Consider the following 19836-nt stretch of genomic DNA (forward strand, 5'->3'; position numbering starts at 1 on the left):
AAAGGAAGCGGGCCCCCGGGTCAAGCCCGGGGTGACGGCACGGGGAAGTGAGCGTTGGGCGCAAACGCCAGTCCGCCGCGCCAAACTCCAGGTCGGCACTTGTCCTCGCGGCCCAGGTGCGGCGTCCGGCAATCGGCGCCGACCCGCTATCGCGCCGGCATCACCCGCTGCAGGAAGTCGATCACCGCGCTGTTGAATTCGTCGTTCTTGTCGCCCGCCACCATGTGGCCGGCGCCGCGAATGTCGGCGACTTCCAGCTTGGGGATGCGGCGGTAAAGGTCTTCGACGCCTTCATCGTCGACAATGTCGCTTTTCATGCCGCGCACCAGCAGGGTCGGCACGCGGTCGGTCCAGTCGGCGCGGTCCATGATGTCAAGAATGCGGTGCGGGTCGCCGCGCATGTCCTGCATCATTCGCGGGTCCCAGTGCCAGTGATAGCGCCCGTCCGCGCCCAGCCGCAGGTTCTTGTGCAGGCCCGACAGGTCCTTGGGCCGGGGGCGCGAAGGGTTGTAGGCGGCGATGGCGTCGGCCGCTTCTTCCAGGCTGGCGAAGCCCGTGGGGTTCGCGGTCATGAAGGCGCGGACCTTGTCCGCCCCCTCGATCCGCATCTTCGGGACGATATCGACCAGCACCAGCGCGGCAATGTCCAGCCCGTGCGTTGCCGCGACCAGCGAAGTGATCCCGCCGAGCGAGGCCCCGACCAGCGCCAGCGGACGGTTGGCGCGGCTTGTCGCAATCGCCATCAGGTCATCGGCGCGTAGTTCGATCGGGTAGGAGCCATCGGGCGACCAGTCGCTCTCGCCGTGGCCGCGCAGGTCATAGTTGATTGCGAAATAGCCGGCTTCGGCCAGTTGCAGTTCGGCCTTGGACCACGAATGGCGGGTCTGCCCGCCGCCATGGCCCAGGATCACGGTCGGCGCAGCGCGGGGACCCGCGATGTCGGCGGCCAGGCTCAGTCCCTCTCCAACAGGGATGCGGATTGTTTCCGGTTGCATCGGAGGAACGATGCCCCCCCGTGCCGGGGTGGTCAACGCGAATTTTAATCGGGCGGTTAAAGGGTGCCCCCGCCGCGCTGGCGGAGGGGGCGCCCCTCAATAGTCGATCAGCTCGAAGTCCTGCTTTTCGCTGCCGCAATCGGGGCAGTACCAGTCATCCGGCAGATCCTCGAACCGGGTGCCGGGGGCGATGCCTTCATCGGGCAGGCCCAGTTCCTCGTCGAAGATCAGGCCGCAGTTCAGGCAGCGGTACTTGCGATAGGGTTGCATGGCCCCGTGCTCCTCAGTTCGCGGTGAAACGGATCGGCACGTGCTTGGGTCCGCACACGAAGTTGGAAATGGTGCGTTCGCACTTGCCGTTCAGTTCGACCGACGTGATGCGCTTGAACAGTTCTTCCCACAAGATGCGCATTTCCATCCGCGCGAGGTGCTGGCCCAGGCACACGTGGACGCCGTAGCCGAAGGCGATCTGCGGGTTGCTTTCGCGGTCGATGCGGAATTCGAACGGATCGGCCCAGACGCTCTCGTCACGGCAGCCCGACTGGTAGGACAGCATCAGCCAGTCGCCTGCCTTGATCTGCTGGCCGCCGATTTCGCAATCGGCCACGGCGCTGCGCATGAAGTGCTTGACCGGCACTTCCCAGCGGATCGATTCCTCGACGAAGGCGTTGATCAGCTCGGGGTTCTCCTGCATCTGGCGCAGCAGTTCCGGCCGTTCGGCCAGCGCCCACATCGCGCCCGCCGTGGTGTTGCTGGTGGTATCGTGCCCGGCAGTGGCAGCGATGATGTAATAGCCCATCATCTGCCGGTGGTTGAGGTATTCGCCGTCGATCTTGGCATTGGCGATCAGGCTGTTGATGTGATCGGTGGGATTGGCCCGGAACTTTTCGGTGACCGCCTTGAAATAGTTCTCCAGCTCCATCGTGGTTTCCCACAGGCTCTTGAGCATTTCGTCGGGGCTCAGTTCGGCGCGGCGGCGGTTGAGTTCGGGGTCGGCGTTGTTGAACAGTTCCTGCGTCAGCTTGAGCATGAACGGTTCGTCCTCCTGCGGCACGCCCAGCACGGTCATGATGACGCGCAGCGGATAGAGGAAGGCGACGTCGGTGGCGAAATCGCATTCGCCGCCCGTGCTCAGCATGTGGTCGACGAATTCGCGGGCGATGCCGCGGATCGCTTCTTCCAGCGGGCGGATCGCCTTGGGCGTGACGTGCGGGAATACGATCGCGCGCAGGTCCTTGTGTTCCTTGCCATCGACCGACACCAGGCTGCGGATCAGGTTGGGTTCGCCCCCGGTCAGCATTGCGACGCGGGCGCTGGCCTCCTTGGTGGACAGGAACGTGCTCTTGTCGCCGTTGTGGAAGATGTCGGGCTGGCGCTCGATCTCCTTGATGTCGGCGTGGCGGCTGACCACCCAGAACGGGTCCATGTCTTCCAGCTCGGCCTTGTCGAGCGGCTGGTTGGCGCGGATCGTGCGGAAGGCTTCGTCCACGATCTCGCGCTGCGAATAGCTCTTCGGATCGATGATCGCCTGGGCGAGTTCCTTGGCCAGTGCCATGTGCAAATCCTTCTCCTGACGGGTCCGGTCTTGCCGGAGTCGAGGGGAAGCTAGAAAACAGTTGGTATACGGTCAACAACTAAGTTAGCATGGAGCCATGGACCAGCTCGTCTCCCTTGCCCCGGTGCGCCGCACCCAGGCCGAACGCCGCGCCGAAAGCGAAGACAGGCTGCTGGGCGCGGCGGCCGAGATCATCGCGCGCGAAGGCTACCTTGCCTGCACGCTTGACCGGGTGGGCGAACGCGCCGGCTTTTCGCGCGGGCTGGCCAGCCGCAAGTACGGTTCGAAGGACGGCCTGATCGAAGCGGTGATCTGGCGCGTTTCGGCCCACGTCCACGAACAGGTCGACGCGGCGATCGCCGGGGTGCCCGATCCGCTCGACCAGTTGCTGGCCCTGTTCGACCGCTTCGTCGAACTGGTGCTGAGCGATACGTCGGTGCGGGCCTATTTCGTGCTGTTCAGCGCGATGATCGCCAACCGGCTGGAAACGCGCAGCGTGTTCGACGAAGTGCAGCGCCGGTTTGGCGAGCGGATCGAGGCGCTGATCATCGACGCGCAGGCGGCGGGGCGGATGTCTACCAGCCTGCCCGCCCAGCACGCCGCCTTCATGCTCGGCTGCCTGCTGGCGGGGATCTCGATCGAGACGCAGATGGACTATGCCACCACCGCCGAGGGCGATCCCGCCGCGCTGCGGGCGGACCTGCGGGGCATGGTCCGCCGCGCACTGGCGGCCTAGCTGCCGCCCAGCGCGACACGCAGCCGGACATAGGCCGAACGCCCTGTTCCCGGCAGCCGCGCGCCCAGCGCCACGTCGGAGGCCGCGTTCCGGTTATAGCCGGCGAGGTGTTCGACATATTTGCGGTTGAACAGGTTTTCGACCCCCGCATCGATCCGCAGCCCGTCGCGGACCAGCCAGTGGCCGTGCAGCGCAGCGGTGACGCGGCCGGCGGTGCGCGCCTCGCTGTTGCTGGCGGCCACGCGCTCCTGCGCGTCCACCGCCTCGCCTTCCAGCGACAGGCCCCAGCGCGCTTCCTCCCAGCCCAGCGCCAGGCGCACACTGGCCGGGGCAATGCGGTAGAGGTTGTCGGCAATGTCCACCCGCCGACCGCGCACCAGGCTGGCGACGCCGTCGATCCGCAGCGGCCCGGCCAGCCGCGCGCCAAAGGCAATGTCGGCGCCCCACAGTTCCGCCTCGACATTGGCGAAGCGCAAGGGGGTGGCATCGCCGCTGGCCGCCGCGACCATTTCCGCCGGGCTGTCGATCGTGCCGGGCGTCGCGTCAAAGGGCACGCCCTGGATGAAATCGTGGATCCGCCGCCAGAACAGCGCCGGGCGGGCATAGGCGCTGCCCGAGGCCCAATCGACCCCGGCTTCGGCCAGCCAGGCGCGCTCCGGCTTCAGCGCCCCGCCCCCGCCCAGGTAGATGTTGCCATCGGCCAGCCCGCCGCTCGCCTCGGTCGGCAGCCAGCCAAAGCGTTCGACCAGGCTGGGCACGCGGGTCTTGTGGGCCAGGGTCAGGCGCGGGGTGAAATCCCCCTGCGGCGCCCACAGCCGCAGCGCGCCGTCCACGGTGGTGCCCTGCCAGTCGCGGTCGGACAGGCCGAACAGCCGGGCGAGGTTGGCCGGCCCGGCCGGAACGCCGCTGCCCAGGTGCGGGGCATCGACCGCGGCGGAATGCCGGTCCACCCGCAAGCCGGCCTCGCCCTGCACCGCGCCCAGTGCGCCGCGCAGTTCGGCATAGGCGCCGTAGCGGCTGGTCCGCCCGCGATCCATCGCCATGATCGAGAAGGCCGGTTGCAGCGGGTTGTAGAGCCGGAACGCCTTGTCGACATGTTCGAAATCCGCCCCCAGCCGCAGGTGCCGCTCGGCGCTGCCCAGCCGCAGCGACAGGCCGCTGCCGAGCGTGTCCGCGCTGGTGTCCGACTGGCGCACCGCCGCCATGGCGGGCGCAGGGCGGAGCGAGAAATTGTTCATGCGGTGATCGACCGCGGTGAAACTGGCCTGCGCTTCCAGCCGGACGTTGCCCGCCAGATCGCCTTCGAACCGGGCCTGCAGGAAATCGGTGTGGAAATAGACGATGTCCATCGCAAAGGGCGGATTGCCCGAGCGCCCGGTCTGCTGGCGGCGGTATTCCAGCCCCAGTTCGCCCCCGCCCAGGCGCAGCCCGGCCTGCGCGCCAAACACTGCGCGGCGGTGGCTGGAGCCGCCGATCCGCCCGCCCGGAATGCGCAGGTCATCGCCCTGTTCCCACGAGGCGACCAGCCCGGCGCGCAGCTTGTCATTGGCCAGCGCGACCAGCCCGCCCAGCGCCACGGAATCATCTGCCGAACGGTACTGGGTGGTGACATCAACCTGCGGGCTGAGCCCAGGCCCGCTGCCAAAACGCGGCGCCTTGAGCACGACGTTGACCGCCCCGCCCAGCCCCGGCCCATCGCGCACCGGGGAAATGCCGCGCGCCAGTTCCACCCGGTCAACCAGCACCATCGGCGCGTAATGCATCGCCGGGTCCATCGCGTTGGGGCCGCCGCTGCCAAAGTGCTGGCCGTTGATCGTCAGCAGCACGCGCTCACCAAACAGGCCGCGCAATTGCACCTGGCCTGACAGCGCCCCGTTGCCGACCAGCGCCGCCCCCGGCAGGCGGGCGATGAAGGCCGCCGCATCGGGAGCGGCAACCGGCTCGGCATCGCGCGGGGCGACGCTGTCGGTCGGCGTGGCACGCGTCACGCGCGGGGCGGTCACGACGATGGTTTGCGCATCAGGCGCATCCTCGGCGCGGACGGGAGCGGACTGGACAATGGCGATAGCGGCCACGGAGGCAGTCAGAATGGATGTGAATTTCATGGATCAAGCCTCGGATATAAGGGAATTTACTGGGCAGTGCCCAACCAGCGCGACAGGCGCGCGATGCGCGAAACGATCAGCGCGTCGATCAGGATCATCGCCAGCAGCGACAGGGTGAGCAGCGGCAGCAAGACCATCAGCACGCCCAGCACCGCCGCGATCACGCCGATCCGCGCCTTGACCGGGGGCAGCGGGGGCGCGCCCAGCTGGCCCTGCGGCTTGCGCCGCCGCCACATGACGAAGCCGCTGACCGGCAGAACCACCAGGATCACGGCGGTCAGCAGCCCGATCAGCTGGTTGATCCAGCCGAGCAGCTGTCCTTCGTGCCAGGCGATGCCATAGGCCAGCACGCGGTCGATCACGTGCTTGTCGGCCTGCCCTTCGCGCGCCAGCTCGCGCCCGGTCATGGCGTCATAGGTGATCGTCACGCGCAAGGGGCGGTTGGCGCTGTCGGACCGCACGGTCCAACTCGCACTGCCCTTGCGCCCGAACCGCGCCGGGCCGCCCGGCGGGGTGACCAGCACCGGAAAGGCGAGGCGTTCGCCGCGCGCCTTGGCGACCATTTCGCTCAGCCGCACCGGGGCCATCGCGCCGTGGCCCATGCCGCCGTGGCCCATCGCCGCGTGGTCCGCGCCAATGTGCGCCATGCCGGTATGACCCATGGCAGCATGGTCCATCCCGGCCATCATCGCGGCGTGATCGTGTTCGGCATGGGGATCGCCCACCGGCGTGCCGCCGATGGTCCAGTCCTCCGCGCCCTTGACCCAGCCCAGTTCGGCCCGCACCGCCTTGAACGCACTGCCCCAGGCATGGGCCCAGGGCAGGCCGGTAAACAGCAGCACCAGCGCCAGCGCCGAAACCCAGAAGCCGCCCACCGCGTGGAGATCGCGCCAGAACAGTCGCCCGCCCGAACCAAGCCGGGGATAGAGCACCCCGGCCAGCCCGCGCCCACGCGGCCACCACAGGTACAGCCCGGACAGGATCAGCACGATTGCCCAGCTGGCGGCGATCTCCACCACCCAGCTGCCCGGATGGCCCAGCAGCAATTGCCCGTGGAGCTTCTGCACCACTTCGCTGATCAGCGTTTCGGGATCGCGGCTGCCCAGCACCTTGCCCTGCGGCGAGACGAACACGTCGCGCATTGCGCGCCCCGGCAGGGCGAGGTGGATCATGGCCGCATCGCCTGGCGCTTCGGGCAGGCGATAGGAATGGAACGTCGCCCCCGGATAGGCGGCCAGCGCCGCCTGCAACTGGGCATCGGGCGAAACCTCACCCGCCACCGGCAAAGCGCGATATTCGCGTTCCTGCCACTGGTCGAGCTGCGGCTTGAACAGGTAGACCGCCCCGGTGCTGGCCAGCAGCACCATCAGCGGGATCACCAGCAGTCCGGCGTAGAAATGCCAGCGCCACAGCAGGCGATAGAGCGCGGTGGCCTGTGCGTTGTCGTTGCGCATCGTGCTTACCACTTCACCTTGAGATCGGCCACGAAGGTGCGCTGCGGCAGCGGGTGCGCGACGTAGGCCTGGTAGTTGAACAGGTTGTCGATCCCCAGGCTCAGCTGCGCGGCGGGGGTCACGTCCCACGACAGGCGGGTATCGACGGTGACATATTCGCTCTGGAAGCCATAGGCGCGACCGCGTTGCAGTCCGAACAACTCGGAATTGGGCCGCGAGGCCGCCCGCCAGCCGAGCGAGAGTTTCAGCGGATCGGCGATCCGGTAACGCAGGTTGCCGTTGCTGCGCCACGCCGGGATACGCGGAAACTGCACCCCTTCCGCCGCCGGAGCCGCCGCGTTGCGCACGGTTTTCGCGCTGATCCAGGCGACGTTGGCATCGAGGTCCAGCCCGGGCAGCAGGTCCTGCGCTTCAAGGATCAGTTCGGCGCCGTATTGCCGCACCTGATCGACGTTCTTGTAGCTCGATACCACCGTGCCGAACTGGTTCAGCCCCTGGAAGCTGAAGATCGCGTCCTTGATGTTCTGGTAGAACAGCGAAGCGGTCAGCCGCACCGGCCCGCTGCCATAACGCAGGATCAGGTTGGCATCCTGGCTGCGTTCCGCCTTCAGGTTCGGGTCGAAGCTTTGCGGGTCGATGGCCTGCGTTATGTCGTCAAACCGGCCCTGGAACAGTTCGCCCACGGTGGGAAAGCGCTTGGCCGTGCCAAGGCTCAACTGCACCGCCAGATCGCGCGTTAGCTGCCCCTGCACGCTCAGCTTGGGGCTGAGCGATGTGTCGCTGCGTTCGGGATAACGATCATCCTTGCGCGCCCCGGCATAGAGCTTGGCAATCCCGCCTGAATAGGCGCGCCAGCGGTCATGGCGCAGCCCGGCGGTCAGCACCCAGTCCGGGGCCAGTTCCACCGCGTTTTCGGCCCAGACGCCCCACAGGCTGGTCTTGCCATAGGTCGCCGCGCTGAACGCGGGCGTGGCTGCCGCCCGCCAGGCGCCGGTGGTGAACGTGTCGGTGCTGGTCTCGTAGAGGTTGGCCTGCGCGCCCAGTGCCAGCTTGTGCGCGCCAAGCTGGCGTTCCAGCACCACATCGCCAGTGTACCAACCGGGACTGCGCGAGAGCGACTGGGTGCCCGCCCCGCCCGCCGCGCCGGTCAGGTAATCCTTGCTGGTGCGCGCGTCCCATTTGGGCATCCAGAACCGCGAGAGGTTGAGCGACAGGTCCCAGCCCGCGAGCGGCCCGGCGAGTTTGAGCCCAGCCAGGTATTCGCGCCGCCGGGTGGCCGACATGGTCAGCCCGCTGGCATTCCACGCCTTGCCGCCAAAGCTGACCTTGCCCTGGTAGACTGGCGCGCCGCTGGCCGCATTGGTCAGCCACGAGCGCGGCTCGAGCAGGTCCTGCTGCGTCCACCAGACCATGCCCAGCGCGTCGATCTGCCAACCGCCGCCCGCGTCATAGCCCAGCCGCAGCCGCAGCTGGTCCTGCGTCACCGCCACCGGGCTGGCCGCGCCGAACACCGGGGTCGCCAGCCGTGGGTCGACATAGGCGCCGGTCACCGCAGTGCCGCTGCCAGTGGTGGGCGAGAGCAGGTTGTAGGTCATCGACTGGCCGGTGTTGTGGAAATGGCGGAACGAGCCGCGCGCGCTGAGCCGCGAATTGGCCGGCTTCAGCGTAAAGCCGCCTTCGACGCTATAGCCGCTGAAAGTCTGGTCAAAGCCATATTCCCTGAACGGCATGACCATGCCCTGCACCGTCGCATAGGCGCCGGTTTCCTTCGGCTCCTGCGTGGTGACCGAAATCACCCCGCCCATCGAATTGCCGCCATAGCGCGCCGAATAGGGGCCATAGACCACGTCGAACTGACGCACTTCGGCCGGGCCGACCACGTTCCACTTGGGCGGATAGTCATAGCGGTTGCCCAGGAAGTTCGAGACGACGAAGCCATCGACCATCACGATGGTCCGCGCGCTTTGCACCGTGTTGGTGCCGCGCAGCGCGACCACGGCGTTGTCATCCCCGGCAAAGCGCTTGCGCACGAAGAAGTTGGGCACGTACTTCATCAGGTCTTCGACGTTGATCGCGTTGACCGCGGCGAAGTTTTCCTGGCCCAGCGAAACCGACAGCCCGCGCGGGACAACGGTGACGGGGGCATCCTTCTGCCCGATGACCAGGATGGTGGACTGTCCGTCCGTTTCGCCCTCGTCCGCAGCGGCGGCATGGGCAGGCTGGACCAGCGCAAGGCTGGAAATGCACGCAGAAGCGCGCAGCAGGGTCTTTAATTTCATGGGTATTCCAGTCAATCACGTGAACAGGCAGGCCCACGCGCGCTGGGCGCGGGGCCGCTGGATGGTTCAGGCGATCGCTGGCGGTCCGGTCTGGTATGGGGGCGGTGCGGCCAGGCCCTGGCCCACGGCCACGGCCTGCACGGCAAAGCTGGCCGCCACGGCGGGCGGCGGGGGCAGCGGCACTTCGGGCAGCGGGGCCAGAGCGGCCAGCGCGGCCATGCCGGCAAAGGCGCAGGGACTGTGCTTGTCCTGGTGATCCTTGCCCGGCACCTCGTGGTCGCCCAGCGCCACTTGCACCTGCTTGGGGGTGCCGCTGGCATCGGCGCAGAGCGTGACGGTGATCGACCCGGCAGAGGGCGCGGCCATGTAGCCGCCCGGCACCAGCGCGCGCACCAGCAGCGCGGCGGCGACCAGCAGACCCGCCAGCGCGCGGTTGTGAATCAAGGCGGTACGCAGCGCCTGCATGGGCCGCGCCCTAGGCCCGCCCCCGGGCAAAGTCACGTGCGAACCGCTCGCAAGGACACATGGCATTGTCAGCCCGCTCCGCTTGGGGCAAGCTGGCGGCAACGAGACATTATCCTTTCATCGGAGCCCGATATGCATCGCCCCCTGATTGCCGCGCTGGTTGCCGCCTGCGCCGTGCCCGCGCTGGCCGCCCCGACCTATATCCACGCCGGCCGGCTGATCGCCGTGCCCGGCCAGGCACCGCGCGGCCCGGCCACGATCGTGGTCGATGAAGGCCGCGTCCAGTCGGTGCAGGATGGCTTCGTCCCCGCCCCGGCCGGCGCGGCAACGATCGACCTCAAGGCGCGCACGGTCCTGCCCGGGCTGATCGACAGCCACACCCACCTCTCGTCCGACCGCGCCGGGAACGAAGGGCTCGCCGCCGCGATGACTGACAGCCTGCCGCTGAACGCCCACGAAACCTACTGGAACGGGATGAAGACCCTGCGCGCCGGGTTCACCACGGTGCGCAACCTGGGCGACGATCAGGGCAAGGTGCTGGCGCTGAAGGAAGCGATCCGGCGCGGCTGGGTGATGGGCCCGCGGATCATCGACGCGGGCGAATCGATTTCCACCACCGGCGGGCACATGGATGGCCGCGTTGGCCTGGCCGACGATGTCCACGCCCTGGTCGGCACCGAAAACCTGTGCGACGGCGCCGACGACTGCCGCCGCGCGGTGCGCCGCCAGATCGGGCGCGGGGCCGATGTGATCAAGTTCGCCACCACCGGCGGGGTCAATTCCGGCACGGGCCTGGCCACACGGATGTTCGATGACGAAGCCCGCGCGCTGATCGAAACCGCCCATGCCTATGGCCGCAAGGTCGCGGTCCATGCCCACGGCGCGGAAGGGATCAAGCTGGCAGTGCGGGTCGGCGCGGATTCGATCGAGCACGGCACCATGATCGACGACGAGATCGTCAAGCTGATGAAGGAACACCAGACCTTTTACGTCCCCACGCTCAGCACGGTGAACGGCTATCTCGAACGGCTGGCGGCCAATCCCAACGCCTATCCCCCCGCGGTCAAGGCGCAGATCGACTGGCGCATCGGCATTACCGGCAAGGCGCTGCAAAAGGCGTTCCCCGCCGGGGTGAAGATTGCCTATGGTACCGATGCCGGGGTATCCAAGCACGGCCGCAACGCCGACGAATTCGAGCTGCTGGTGAAATACGGCATGCCGCCGGCCGAAGCGCTCAAGGCGGCGACGGTCAATGCCGCCCAGCTGCTTGGCGTGGACAAGGAAACCGGCACGATCGAAGCGGGCAAGGCGGCCGACATCATCGCCGTCAGCGGCGATCCGCTGGCCGACATCACGGTGATGAAGGCGGTGAACTTCGTGATGGCGCGCGGCACGGTGGTGGTCGGGCCATAAGGCCCCCGCCGCTTTGCCTATTCCCCGGTCAGGAAGGCGACCAGCGCCTTGACCTTCTTCTGCCGCCACTGCGGCGTGGGGGCGACCAGCCAGTAGCCCTGGCGGCAATCAATCGCGGGGCCGTGCTGGGTGATGCGGCCCACTTCGATCCAGCTTTGCGCCAGCAGCGCGGGGACGCGGGCCTTGCCCATCCCCGCCACGGCAGCGGCCATTGCTTGCCCGGCATCGGTGACGGTGACCGGCACGGCATCCGGCCCGGCGGCTTCACCCTGCGGCGCGGGATCGCCCGGCCAGGCAATCCAGCAGCCCTGCCCGACCTCGACCTGTCCGGGTTCGCCCAGCGGCACGCCTTCCAGGTTGCCCGGCCCGTCGGTCCAGCGCACCGCGAGGTCGAGGTTGGCCTCGGTAAAGTCGGCATCTTCGGCGCTGACCATGTTGAAGCGCACTTCGGGATGGTCGCGCCGGAACGCAGCGAGGCGCGGAGCAAGCCAGGTGGCAAAGAATTCGCGCGGGGCGGCGATGGTGTAGACGTGGCTGGACTGCCCGGCCTGCATCATCTGCACCGCGTCTTCGAAATGCAGGAACCCGGTGCGCAGCGCTTCCAGCCCGGCCACGGCTTCCTCGGTCAGTTCGAGGCCCTTGGGCGTGCGGCGGAACAGTACCACCCCCAGCACGTCTTCCAGCGCGCGGATCTGCTGCCCGACCGCCGCCGGGGTGACCGCCAGTTCATCCGCCGCACGGGTGAACGACAAGTGCCGCGCCGCGGCATCGAACACGCGCAGGGCGTTAAGGGGCAGGTGCGTGCGCTTCATGCCGGTTCCCTATGGTCTGACGCGGTGTTGGGCAAGTGCCACGCGCTGCGGCCGGCCCCGCGTTATCCCGCCGTGGCCGGGGCGGCGAGCGGGAAGAACGGGATCGCCACTTCGAACAGTTCGCCGTTGTCGCGGCGGAAGGTATAGTGCCCTTCCATGCTGCCGTGCGGCGTGGTCAGCGGGCAGCCCGACACGTAATCGTGGCTTTGCCCCGGGGCGAGCACAGGCTGTTCGCCCACCACCCCCTCGCCTTCGACATAGTTGATCAGCCCGCGCCCATCGGTGATCCGCCAGAACCGCGACAGCAGCTGGACGGTATGGCCCGACCCGTTCTCGATCCGGATGTGATAGACCCAGAACCACTTGCCGGCATCGATCCGCGACTGTTCCGGCAGGAAGTTCACCGCGACGCGCACAGTGATCCCGTCAGTCAGGGCGGCATGCTGGAACAGTTCCTTCATGCCGCAGAGGTTAACGCGCCAATCGCGCGCCGACAATGGGGCATCGGGGCACTGTGCTGGGCTTGGGCCCGATCAGCGCCCGATCGAGCGCAGCGCCTGGTCGAGATCGTCGATCACGTCGAGCGGGTCTTCCAGCCCGACGTTGAGCCGCAGCATCCCTTCGGTCACGCCCATTTCGGCGCGCGCTTCGGCGCTGACCGAATAGTGCGTGGTCGAGGCGTTGTGGCACATCAGGCTGCGCGAATCGCCGATGTTGTTCGAAATGTCGATCAGTTGCAGCGCGTCGAGCAGCGCGTGGGCTTCCTTGCGGTCGGACATCTCGAAGCTGAAGATCGAGCCGCAGGCATCCATCTGGCGCATCGCCAATTCGTGCTGCGGATGGCTGGGCAGGCCGGGATGGTTGATGCGGTTGACCCGCCCTTCGAGGAACTGGCCGACCTTGAGGCAGTTCTCGCTCTGCCGCTTGACCCGCAGGTCCAGCGTTTCCAGCCCCTTCAGCACCACCCAGGCGTTGAACGGCGACAGGTTCGGACCCGTGTTGCGCTGGAACGGCAGCAGCACGTTGTTGATGAAATCGGCCGATCCGCACACTGCCCCGGCCAGCACCCGGCCCTGCCCGTCCATCAGCTTGGTCGCGGAATAGGCAACCACGTCGGCCCCGAATTCCAGCGGGCGCTGCAAGGCGGAAGTGCAGAAGGCATTGTCCACCACGGTGGTAATGCCGTGCTGCTTCGCCAGGTCGCAGACGAATTGCAGGTCGACGATGTCCATCGTCGGGTTGGCGGGGGTTTCGAAAAAGAACACCTTGGTGTTGGGCTGGATCGCGGCTTCCCACTGCGCGTTGTCGCGCGCGTCGATCGTGGTGCTGGTGATCCCGAAGCGCGGCAGCAGGCTGTCGACCAGCCAGCGGCACGAACCGAAGGCGGCGCGCGCCGCCACCACGTGATCGCCCTGGCTCAGCTGGCACAGCATCGCCGCGGTCATTGCCGCCATGCCCGATGCCTGGACGCGGCACGCCTCGGCCCCGTCCATCAGCGCGATGCGTTCTTCCAGCATGGCGACGGTCGGGTTCTGCAGGCGGGAATAGGTCATCCCCTGCGCTTCCCCGGCAAACCGCGCCGCGACAGTGGCCGCATCGTCAAACGAATAGCCCGAGGTCAGGAACAGGGCCTCGCTGGTTTCGCCCTGCTCGCTGCGCCAGGTGCCGGCGCGGATGGCCTGGGTGGCGGGGCGCCAGGTCTGCGTGATCGAGCGGTCGGTTCCGGTGGTGCGCTTCATAGTGCGGCGGCTTTAGGCCCGCGGCGCAAACGGGGCAAGGCATTGCATCCCTTCGCCGCGCCGGATAATCCCCCGCGCATGGGCGCAGGCTTTACCAGGGAACGGGACCCGGCCGATTGGTGCGCGGTCTGGGCGGTATTCTTCCTCGCGCTGGTGTGGTGGCGCCTCGGCATTCCTTCGCGCATCTACTTTGACGAGATCCATTACGTCCCCGCCGCGCGCAAGCTGCTGGACGGGCTGCGGGTCAATCCCGAACACCCGATGCTGGGCAAGGAGGTGATTGCCGCCGCGATTGCCCTGTTTGGCGACCAGCCGCTGGCCTGGCGCGGGCCGAGCGCGGTCGGCGGGGCGATCGGCCTGTTCGCCTTTGCCCGGCTGGTGTGGTTCGCCACCGGGCGGCGGGCGGTGACCTTTGCCGCGATGTTCCTCGTCGCCACCGATTTCGCCTGGTTCATCCAGAGCCGGATCGCGATGCTCGACATGGTCATGGCCATGTTCGGGATGATCGGTCTGTGGCTGGCGGTCAGCGCGGTGCGCCTGCCCCATCAGGGGCGCTGGCGGCTGGCCTTGGCCGGGATCAGCCTGGGCCTGGCGATCGCGGCCAAGTGGTCGATCGCCCCGGCGGCGATGCTGCCGGGGCTGGTGTTCCTGGGCTGGAAGGTCAAGGACCTGGGCTGGCGCGGGCTGTACCAGCGGGCTGGCGGGCCGGTGCCGGGCATCGCCCTGCCCGAAGCCGCGCTGTGGCTGGGGCTGGTCCCGCTGGCGGTCTACTGGCTGACTTTCTGGCCGGCGTTCCACTGGGCGAAGAACCCGGTCAACCCGTGGGATCCGATTGGCTGGCACGTCTACATGCTGCACCTGCAGGACAGCGTCACCCGGCTGCACCCCTATCGCAGCCAATGGTACCAGTGGGTCGGCAACTGGCGGGCGATCTGGTATCTCTACGAGCCGGTTGACGGCCCGGCCCATCGCGGCGTGCTGCTGATTGGCAATCCCTTCACCATGCTGGCCGGCCTGCCCGCGCTGACATGGTGCCTGTGGGCCGGGGCGGTGCGGCGGCGCTGGGACATGCTGGGCTTCGCCGCGCTCTATGTGCTGTCGCTGGCGATGTGGGCGCTGTCGGGCAAGCCGATCCAGTTCTACTACCACTACCTGCTGCCGGGCACTTTCCTGATGGTCTGCCTGGCGCTGGCGCTGGACGATCTGTGGCGGCGGCGGACGGACGAATTGCGCTGGATCGCTCCGCTGTCGCTGCTGACCAGCGCGGCGATGTTCGCCTGGTTCTACCCGATCATCTCGGCCGCGCCGCTGTGCTGCGGGCGGCCCAGCTATATCCAGTGGATGTGGCTGGACTCGTGGCGCTGACCGGCCATATTGGGTTTCAAACAGGAGACTCAATTTCATGACCGACTACACCGCGCCCATGACCTTTGCCCATGGCCCGGCCATGGCCAACCGCTTCATGCTGGCCCCGCTGACCAACCTGCAAAGCAACCCCGACGGCACCCTTTCGGATGACGAGATCAACTGGCTGGTCAAGCGCGCCGAGGGCGGCTTCGGCCTGGTGATGACGGCTGCCGCCCACGTCCAGCAGCAGGGCCAGGGCTTTCCCGGCCAGCTTGGCATCTGGTCGGACGACCACCTGCCCGGCCTGACCCGCCTTGCCAGCCTGCTGCGCGAACGCGGCGCGCTCAGTTCGGTGCAGCTGCACCACGCCGGGATCCGCAGCCCGCAGGACCTGGTCGGCACGCCGGTGGGCCCGTTTGCCGATGCCGAAACCGGCGCCCGCGCGCTGTCCACGGCCGAGGTCGAGCAGCTGCGCGATGATTTCATCGCCGCCGCCGTCCGCGCCGAACGCGCTGGGTTTGACGGGGTGGAGATCCACGGGGCGCACGGCTATGTCCTCGCCCAGTTCCTCGACGGCGACAACAATCTGCGCGAAGACGGCTGGGGCGGTTCCTATGAAAACCGCACCCGGATGATCCGCGAAGTGGTCGCCGGCGTGCGCGCTGCCACCGGGCCCCAGTTCCAGGTGGGGCTGCGCCTGTCGCCCGAACGGTTCAACATCAAGCTGGCCGAAGCCAAGCGCTTTGCCGAGGAGATGATGACCGGCGGCAGCCTCGACTACCTCGACATGTCGCTGTGGGACTGTTTCAAGCTGCCGAACGAGGCCGAACACGCCGACCGCCCGCTGATCGCCCATTTCACCGCGCTGGAACGGGGCGAGACGCGCCTTGGCGTGGCCGGCAAGATCATGGACGCGGCCAAGGTGCGCGCCTGCCTGGATGAAGGAGCAGATTTCGTCTTGCTGGGGCGCGGCGCGATCCTGCACCACGATTTCCCCGCGCGGGCCAAGGCCGATGCGGATTTCGCCAGCGTTCCCAACCCGGTCACCCGCGCGCACCTGCGGGCCGAAGGCCTGGGCCCCGGCTTCGTGGAATACATGGCGACGTGGAAGGGATTCGTGGAGGGCTGAAGCCCTCCACCACTCACACCCTTAATACTTGCCCCAGACGAACTTGCTCGACAGCGCGAAGTTCCAGACCGAACCCAGCACGATGCCGACGATCGCCGCCGGATAGGGATTGAACCCGATCCGGACCAGCGCGGTCGCCGCGCCGATGTTGGCGAGCAGGCCGAACGCACAGGTCAGCAGGAACCGCGCCCAGCCCGACATGAGCGGGCCGAACCCGCGCAGCCGCTTGTCGGAATAGGTCAGCTCGTTATTGAGCACGAAGTTGAAAGTCATCGCCACCAGCGCCGCAGCGGTCTGCCCGACGATGAAGGCCGTTTCCTTGGGGTAATGGCTGACGGCAAAGGTCGCGCCGAACAGGTTCAGCACCACCGCCAGCACGGCCATGTGGACCACCACGCCCATCCCGCCGATCGTGCCGAACAGCGCGAAGCGGGTGGGAATCCAGCGCCCCAGCCACTTGTCGTAGAGGCCGACCAGGAATTCGAACACCACCGTGCGGTCCAGCTTGCTTTCGCCATCGGCGCGGGCGGCAAAGTTCATCGGTACTTCCTTGATCCGCAGCGGCGCTTCGACCGTGGCGAGAATGTCGAGCAGGATCTTGAAGCCCACGCCCGAGAGGCGGTGGGCATCGGCCCGCAGCACTTCGGTGCGCAGCATGAAATAGCCGCTCATCGGGTCGGACAGTTCGACGCCGGTAACCTTGTTGGCGATGCGGTTGGCAATGCCCGATGCCTTGACCCGGTCGGGCCGGCCCCAGGCTTCGGTGCTGGCGCCTTCGGCAAAGCGGCTGGCATAGGCCAGGTCATAATCACCGCTTTCGATCGCGGCGAGCATGCCGGGCAGCAGCGCCGGATCGTGCTGGTGATCGGCGTCCATGACCCCCACCACGGGAGCGGAAGTCGCGCACATCCCCTCGATCGCAGCGGATGACAGGCCGCGCCGGCCAATGCGCTGGATCACGCGCACGCGCGGATCCTCGCGGCCGATCGCGCGGGCTTCGTCGGCGGTGCCATCGGGGCTGTTATCGTCAACCACGATCACTTCCCAGGCCACGCCGGCCAGCGCCGCGTCCAGGCGCTCGATCATGCCGCGCACGTTGCCGCGTTCGTTGTAGGTCGGCAGAACGATGCCGAGTTGGAGCGGTTGCGTCATCCGGGCGCCCTTAGCAGCTTTTCTGTATGATCCGGTTAAACACGCAAATTTACAAGCGCGCCAGAACCGCGTCGCCGATTTCGGCGGTGCCGTGGCTGCCGCCCAGGTCGCCGCCCTTGATCCCGTCGCCCAGCGCCTTGGCCACCGCCGCCTCGATCCGCGCGGCATCGGCTTCGCGGCCGAAGGAGTGGCGCAGCATCATCGCGGCCGACAGGATCGTCGCCATCGGGTTGGCCAGCCCCTTGCCGGCAATGTCGGGGGCGCTGCCGTGGATCGGCTCGTACAGCCCGCAGGTCCCTTCGGCGAGGCTGGCCGAAGCCAGCAGCCCGATCGAGCCGACGCACATGCTGGCCTGATCCGAAAGGATATCGCCGAACATGTTGCCGGTGACGATCACGTCGAACTGGCCGGGGTTCTTGACCAGCTGCATCGCCGCATTGTCGACGTACATGTGGGTGAGTTCGACGTCCGGGTATTCGCGCGACACTTCGATCATCACGTCGCGCCACAGCTGGAAGGTTTCCAGCACGTTGGCCTTGTCGACCGAGCACAGCTTGCCCTTGCGGCCCTGCGCCGCCTTGAACGCGACGTGGGCGATGCGCGCCACCTCATCCTCGGCATAGGACATCATGTCCCAGCCCTGGCGGCGGCCATCGGGCAGCGTGCGAATGCCCTTTTCCCCGAAATAGACGTCGCCGTTCAGCTCGCGCACGATCAGCAGGTCAATCTGGCGCGCCACTTCGGGGCGCAGGCTGGTCAGGTCTTCCAGCCCTTCGAAGACCGTGGCCGGGCGCAGGTTGGCGAAGAAGCCCATCGCCTTGCGCAGTCCCAGGATCGCCTGTTCGGGGCGCAGGTGGCGTTCCAGATTGTCGCAATCGAAATCGCCGACCGCGCCGAACAGGATCGCATCGGCCGCGCGCGCCGTTGCCAGCGTGGCTTCGGGCAGCGGATGGCCGTGCTTCTTGTAGGCAACCCCGCCGACGTCCCCTTCCATCAGGGTCAGCCCCGGCAGGTCGAGCGCCTGGAGCACCCGCACCGCTTCGCGCGTCACTTCGGGACCGATGCCGTCACCGGCGAAAACCGCAACCTTCATGGCAATTCCGATATGCTAGACAATCCGGGCCAGCCGCTCGCGCAGCATGGAGCGCGCCCCCATAACATCGCCGCGCCGTTCGGCAAGCGGATAGCGCGCGATCCGCGCTCCCAGCGCATCGAACGCGGCGAGCTGGACGGCGATCTCGTCGCTGTCGGGCCGGGGCGGCGCGCCATAGCCGAGCTCGCGTAGCAGCAGCGCTTCATAGCCGATCAGCCCGGGCAGCCAGCCGCGTGCGGATGGCGCATGGCACACCGCATCAAGCAGCGCGGCGAGCGCGGGGAACAGCGCCGGATAGGGTTGCCGCTCGGGCAAGGCGGCGGCGGTCAGCGCGGTGGTCCAGCCGATCGCGGCAGCGGGCAATGGTTCGCCCAGCCACGGCCCGCGGCTGTTGAGCAGTTCCAGCCGGGCAAACGGCAGCTGCCCTTCCGTTCGGCTGCGCAGGTCCGCCTCGACCATGTTGCCCGGGATCAGCACCGGGCGCAGCTGCCGCCCGCGCCCGCCCGCGACATAGCCGGCGACCATGCCGTGCGCCTCGGTCAACAGCCGGACGATCGCCGCCGTCTCGCCATGCGGACGAACGGCACAGACAATGGCAGGGGTGCGCAGCTGCATCAGCGCAAGCTGTGGCGGGAAACGCGCCGGGGTTCAACCGGCGCGGCGCGGCAGGCCTAGTTCTTCGCCTTGGCGGCGAGCGCGGCTTCGAGCGCGGCGATCCGTTCGGACAGCTTCTCGTTTTCCTCACGCGCCTTGGCCGCCATGGCCTTGACCGTGTCGAATTCCTCGCGGCTGACGAAGTCGAGCCCGCCCATCCGCTCCTTCAGGCGTTCGCGCGCGGCATCGCGGGCTTCGCGGCCCATTCCGGCCACGGTGCCGGCGGCGCTGTTCACCAGCTTGGCAAGATCGGCGAGCAGGGGATTTTCGCTTTGCATGGCGGCGATGTGGTCCCGTTTGGCGGCGGGTTCAAGGGCTATTTGAATTCGACCGAAGTGACCGCGCCCGAATTTTCGGCACCATCGGCAGCGGGATTGGCCTCAAGGAACTGCCAGTTGAGTACCGTCGCGAACAAGGCCCAGGCTAGATAAGGCACCAGCAGCGCGGCGGCGAGCGGGCGGACCTTGTTGAACAGGACCACCGTGGCGATCACCGCCAGGTCCAGCACCACCAGCAAGGCCAGCGCGGCGGTGATCTGGTGCAGCGCGAAGAACAGCGGCGACCAGGCCAGGTTCAGCACCAGCTGGGCAACAAACACGCCGATCGCCGCATTGCGCCCCGGCGCCCCGCGCGCGGTGATGACCATGGCCACGGCCAGCCCCATCAGCACATACAGGATCGTCCAGACAATGCCGAAGGTTGCCGGCGGCGGATAGAGCGACGGCTTGACCAGGTCGATGAACCACGGATTGCCCGCGGCGGACCCCGCCATCGCCCCGGACAGCGAGCCCAGCAGCAGGATCAAGGGCACTGTGAACAGCGCCCAGCGCAGCAACGAAGCGCGCAATTGCGCGGGCGAGGCAAGCTCGGTCATGCGGTATGACCCTCGATTCGGATTGCGACCATCG

19 protein-coding genes are annotated in these 19836 nt (G+C 67.7%); 4 read left to right on the forward strand and 15 right to left on the reverse strand.

Annotated elements, in window-relative coordinates:
• Positions 1-146: 146 nt before the first annotated feature.
• From ACE3N9_RS01745 to ACE3N9_RS01755, 3 genes are all read right to left on the reverse strand, one after another.
• A complete protein-coding gene (locus ACE3N9_RS01745) occupies positions 147-995 on the reverse strand; it encodes an alpha/beta fold hydrolase (protein ID WP_374280239.1) in 849 nt (282 codons plus the stop codon).
• A gap of 96 nt (positions 996-1091) precedes the next feature.
• Positions 1092-1265: a rubredoxin gene (locus tag ACE3N9_RS01750; protein WP_374280241.1), complete on the reverse strand. Its 174-nt coding sequence runs from the start codon at positions 1263-1265 to the stop codon at positions 1092-1094.
• 13 nt (positions 1266-1278) lie between these two features.
• Positions 1279-2550 (reverse strand): cytochrome P450, encoded by a 1272-nt coding sequence (locus ACE3N9_RS01755; protein WP_374280243.1) that lies wholly within the window; start codon positions 2548-2550, stop codon positions 1279-1281.
• A 97-nt stretch (positions 2551-2647) separates the two neighbouring features.
• Between ACE3N9_RS01755 and ACE3N9_RS01760 the strand changes: the two genes are divergently transcribed.
• Positions 2648-3286 (forward strand): TetR/AcrR family transcriptional regulator, encoded by a 639-nt coding sequence (locus ACE3N9_RS01760; RefSeq protein WP_374280245.1) that lies wholly within the window; start codon positions 2648-2650, stop codon positions 3284-3286.
• Here the strand turns inward: ACE3N9_RS01760 and ACE3N9_RS01765 are convergent.
• The 4 genes from ACE3N9_RS01765 to ACE3N9_RS01780 all read right to left on the reverse strand — a co-directional run bounded on the left by ACE3N9_RS01765 (position 3283) and on the right by ACE3N9_RS01780 (position 9589).
• Positions 3283-5361, reverse strand: a complete 2079-nt coding sequence (locus tag ACE3N9_RS01765; protein ID WP_374280247.1) for a TonB-dependent receptor — start codon at positions 5359-5361, stop codon at positions 3283-3285. The genes ACE3N9_RS01760 and ACE3N9_RS01765 overlap by 4 nt on opposite strands.
• 56 nt (positions 5362-5417) lie before the next feature.
• On the reverse strand, positions 5418-6845 hold the full coding sequence (locus ACE3N9_RS01770; protein ID WP_374280249.1) for a PepSY-associated TM helix domain-containing protein: 1428 nt from the start codon (positions 6843-6845) through the stop codon (positions 5418-5420).
• Between the two features lie 5 nt (positions 6846-6850).
• Positions 6851-9124 (reverse strand): TonB-dependent receptor, encoded by a 2274-nt coding sequence (locus ACE3N9_RS01775; RefSeq protein WP_374280251.1) that lies wholly within the window; start codon positions 9122-9124, stop codon positions 6851-6853.
• 66 nt (positions 9125-9190) lie between these two features.
• Positions 9191-9589 (reverse strand): hypothetical protein, encoded by a 399-nt coding sequence (locus tag ACE3N9_RS01780; protein WP_374280253.1) that lies wholly within the window; start codon positions 9587-9589, stop codon positions 9191-9193.
• Between the two features lie 132 nt (positions 9590-9721).
• Here ACE3N9_RS01780 and ACE3N9_RS01785 point away from each other — a divergent pair, with 132 nt between their 5' ends.
• The gene (locus ACE3N9_RS01785; RefSeq protein WP_374280255.1) at positions 9722-11002 is read left to right on the forward strand and encodes an amidohydrolase family protein; all 1281 of its coding nucleotides are present in this window, start codon (positions 9722-9724) and stop codon (positions 11000-11002) included.
• A gap of 17 nt (positions 11003-11019) precedes the next feature.
• Here the strand turns inward: ACE3N9_RS01785 and ACE3N9_RS01790 are convergent, their stop codons facing one another.
• From ACE3N9_RS01790 to ACE3N9_RS01800, 3 genes are all read right to left on the reverse strand, one after another.
• Positions 11020-11814, reverse strand: coding sequence for a LysR family transcriptional regulator (locus ACE3N9_RS01790; protein ID WP_374280257.1), 795 nt, complete (start codon positions 11812-11814; stop codon positions 11020-11022).
• Positions 11815-11876: 62 nt separating this feature from the next.
• A complete protein-coding gene (gene apaG / locus ACE3N9_RS01795) occupies positions 11877-12275 on the reverse strand; it encodes a Co2+/Mg2+ efflux protein ApaG (RefSeq protein ID WP_374280259.1) in 399 nt (132 codons plus the stop codon).
• A gap of 72 nt (positions 12276-12347) precedes the next feature.
• Positions 12348-13553, reverse strand: coding sequence for a PLP-dependent aspartate aminotransferase family protein (locus ACE3N9_RS01800; RefSeq protein WP_374280261.1), 1206 nt, complete (start codon positions 13551-13553; stop codon positions 12348-12350).
• A gap of 78 nt (positions 13554-13631) precedes the next feature.
• On the opposite strand from ACE3N9_RS01800, the gene ACE3N9_RS01805 reads away from it, so the two are divergent.
• On the forward strand, positions 13632-14918 hold the full coding sequence (locus ACE3N9_RS01805) for a phospholipid carrier-dependent glycosyltransferase (RefSeq protein WP_374280263.1): 1287 nt from the start codon (positions 13632-13634) through the stop codon (positions 14916-14918).
• Between the two features lie 37 nt (positions 14919-14955).
• On the forward strand, positions 14956-16029 hold the full coding sequence (locus tag ACE3N9_RS01810; protein WP_374280265.1) for an NADH:flavin oxidoreductase: 1074 nt from the start codon (positions 14956-14958) through the stop codon (positions 16027-16029).
• Positions 16030-16050: 21 nt separating this feature from the next.
• Here ACE3N9_RS01810 and ACE3N9_RS01815 read toward each other — a convergent pair whose 3' ends face one another.
• The 5 genes from ACE3N9_RS01815 to ACE3N9_RS01835 are packed head-to-tail and all read right to left on the reverse strand — an operon-like array spanning position 16051 to position 19802.
• Positions 16051-17181 (reverse strand): glycosyltransferase, encoded by a 1131-nt coding sequence (locus tag ACE3N9_RS01815; RefSeq protein WP_374280267.1) that lies wholly within the window; start codon positions 17179-17181, stop codon positions 16051-16053.
• Between the two features lie 49 nt (positions 17182-17230).
• The gene (gene leuB, locus ACE3N9_RS01820; protein WP_374280269.1) at positions 17231-18274 is read right to left on the reverse strand and encodes a 3-isopropylmalate dehydrogenase; all 1044 of its coding nucleotides are present in this window, start codon (positions 18272-18274) and stop codon (positions 17231-17233) included.
• 15 nt (positions 18275-18289) lie between these two features.
• Entirely contained in the window at positions 18290-18889 is a 600-nt protein-coding gene (locus ACE3N9_RS01825) for a DNA repair protein RecO (RefSeq protein ID WP_374280271.1), read from the reverse strand.
• A 56-nt stretch (positions 18890-18945) separates the two neighbouring features.
• The gene (locus ACE3N9_RS01830; protein ID WP_374280273.1) at positions 18946-19206 is read right to left on the reverse strand and encodes an accessory factor UbiK family protein; all 261 of its coding nucleotides are present in this window, start codon (positions 19204-19206) and stop codon (positions 18946-18948) included.
• A gap of 38 nt (positions 19207-19244) precedes the next feature.
• Complete coding sequence (locus ACE3N9_RS01835; protein ID WP_374280275.1) at positions 19245-19802, reverse strand: TspO/MBR family protein; 558 nt, start codon at positions 19800-19802, stop codon at positions 19245-19247.
• Positions 19803-19836: the final 34 nt, after the last annotated feature.

Origin of the sequence: Novosphingobium sp., assembly GCF_041905565.1 — a bacterium.
In the GTDB taxonomy this organism is placed as follows: Bacteria; Pseudomonadota; Alphaproteobacteria; order Sphingomonadales; family Sphingomonadaceae; genus Novosphingobium.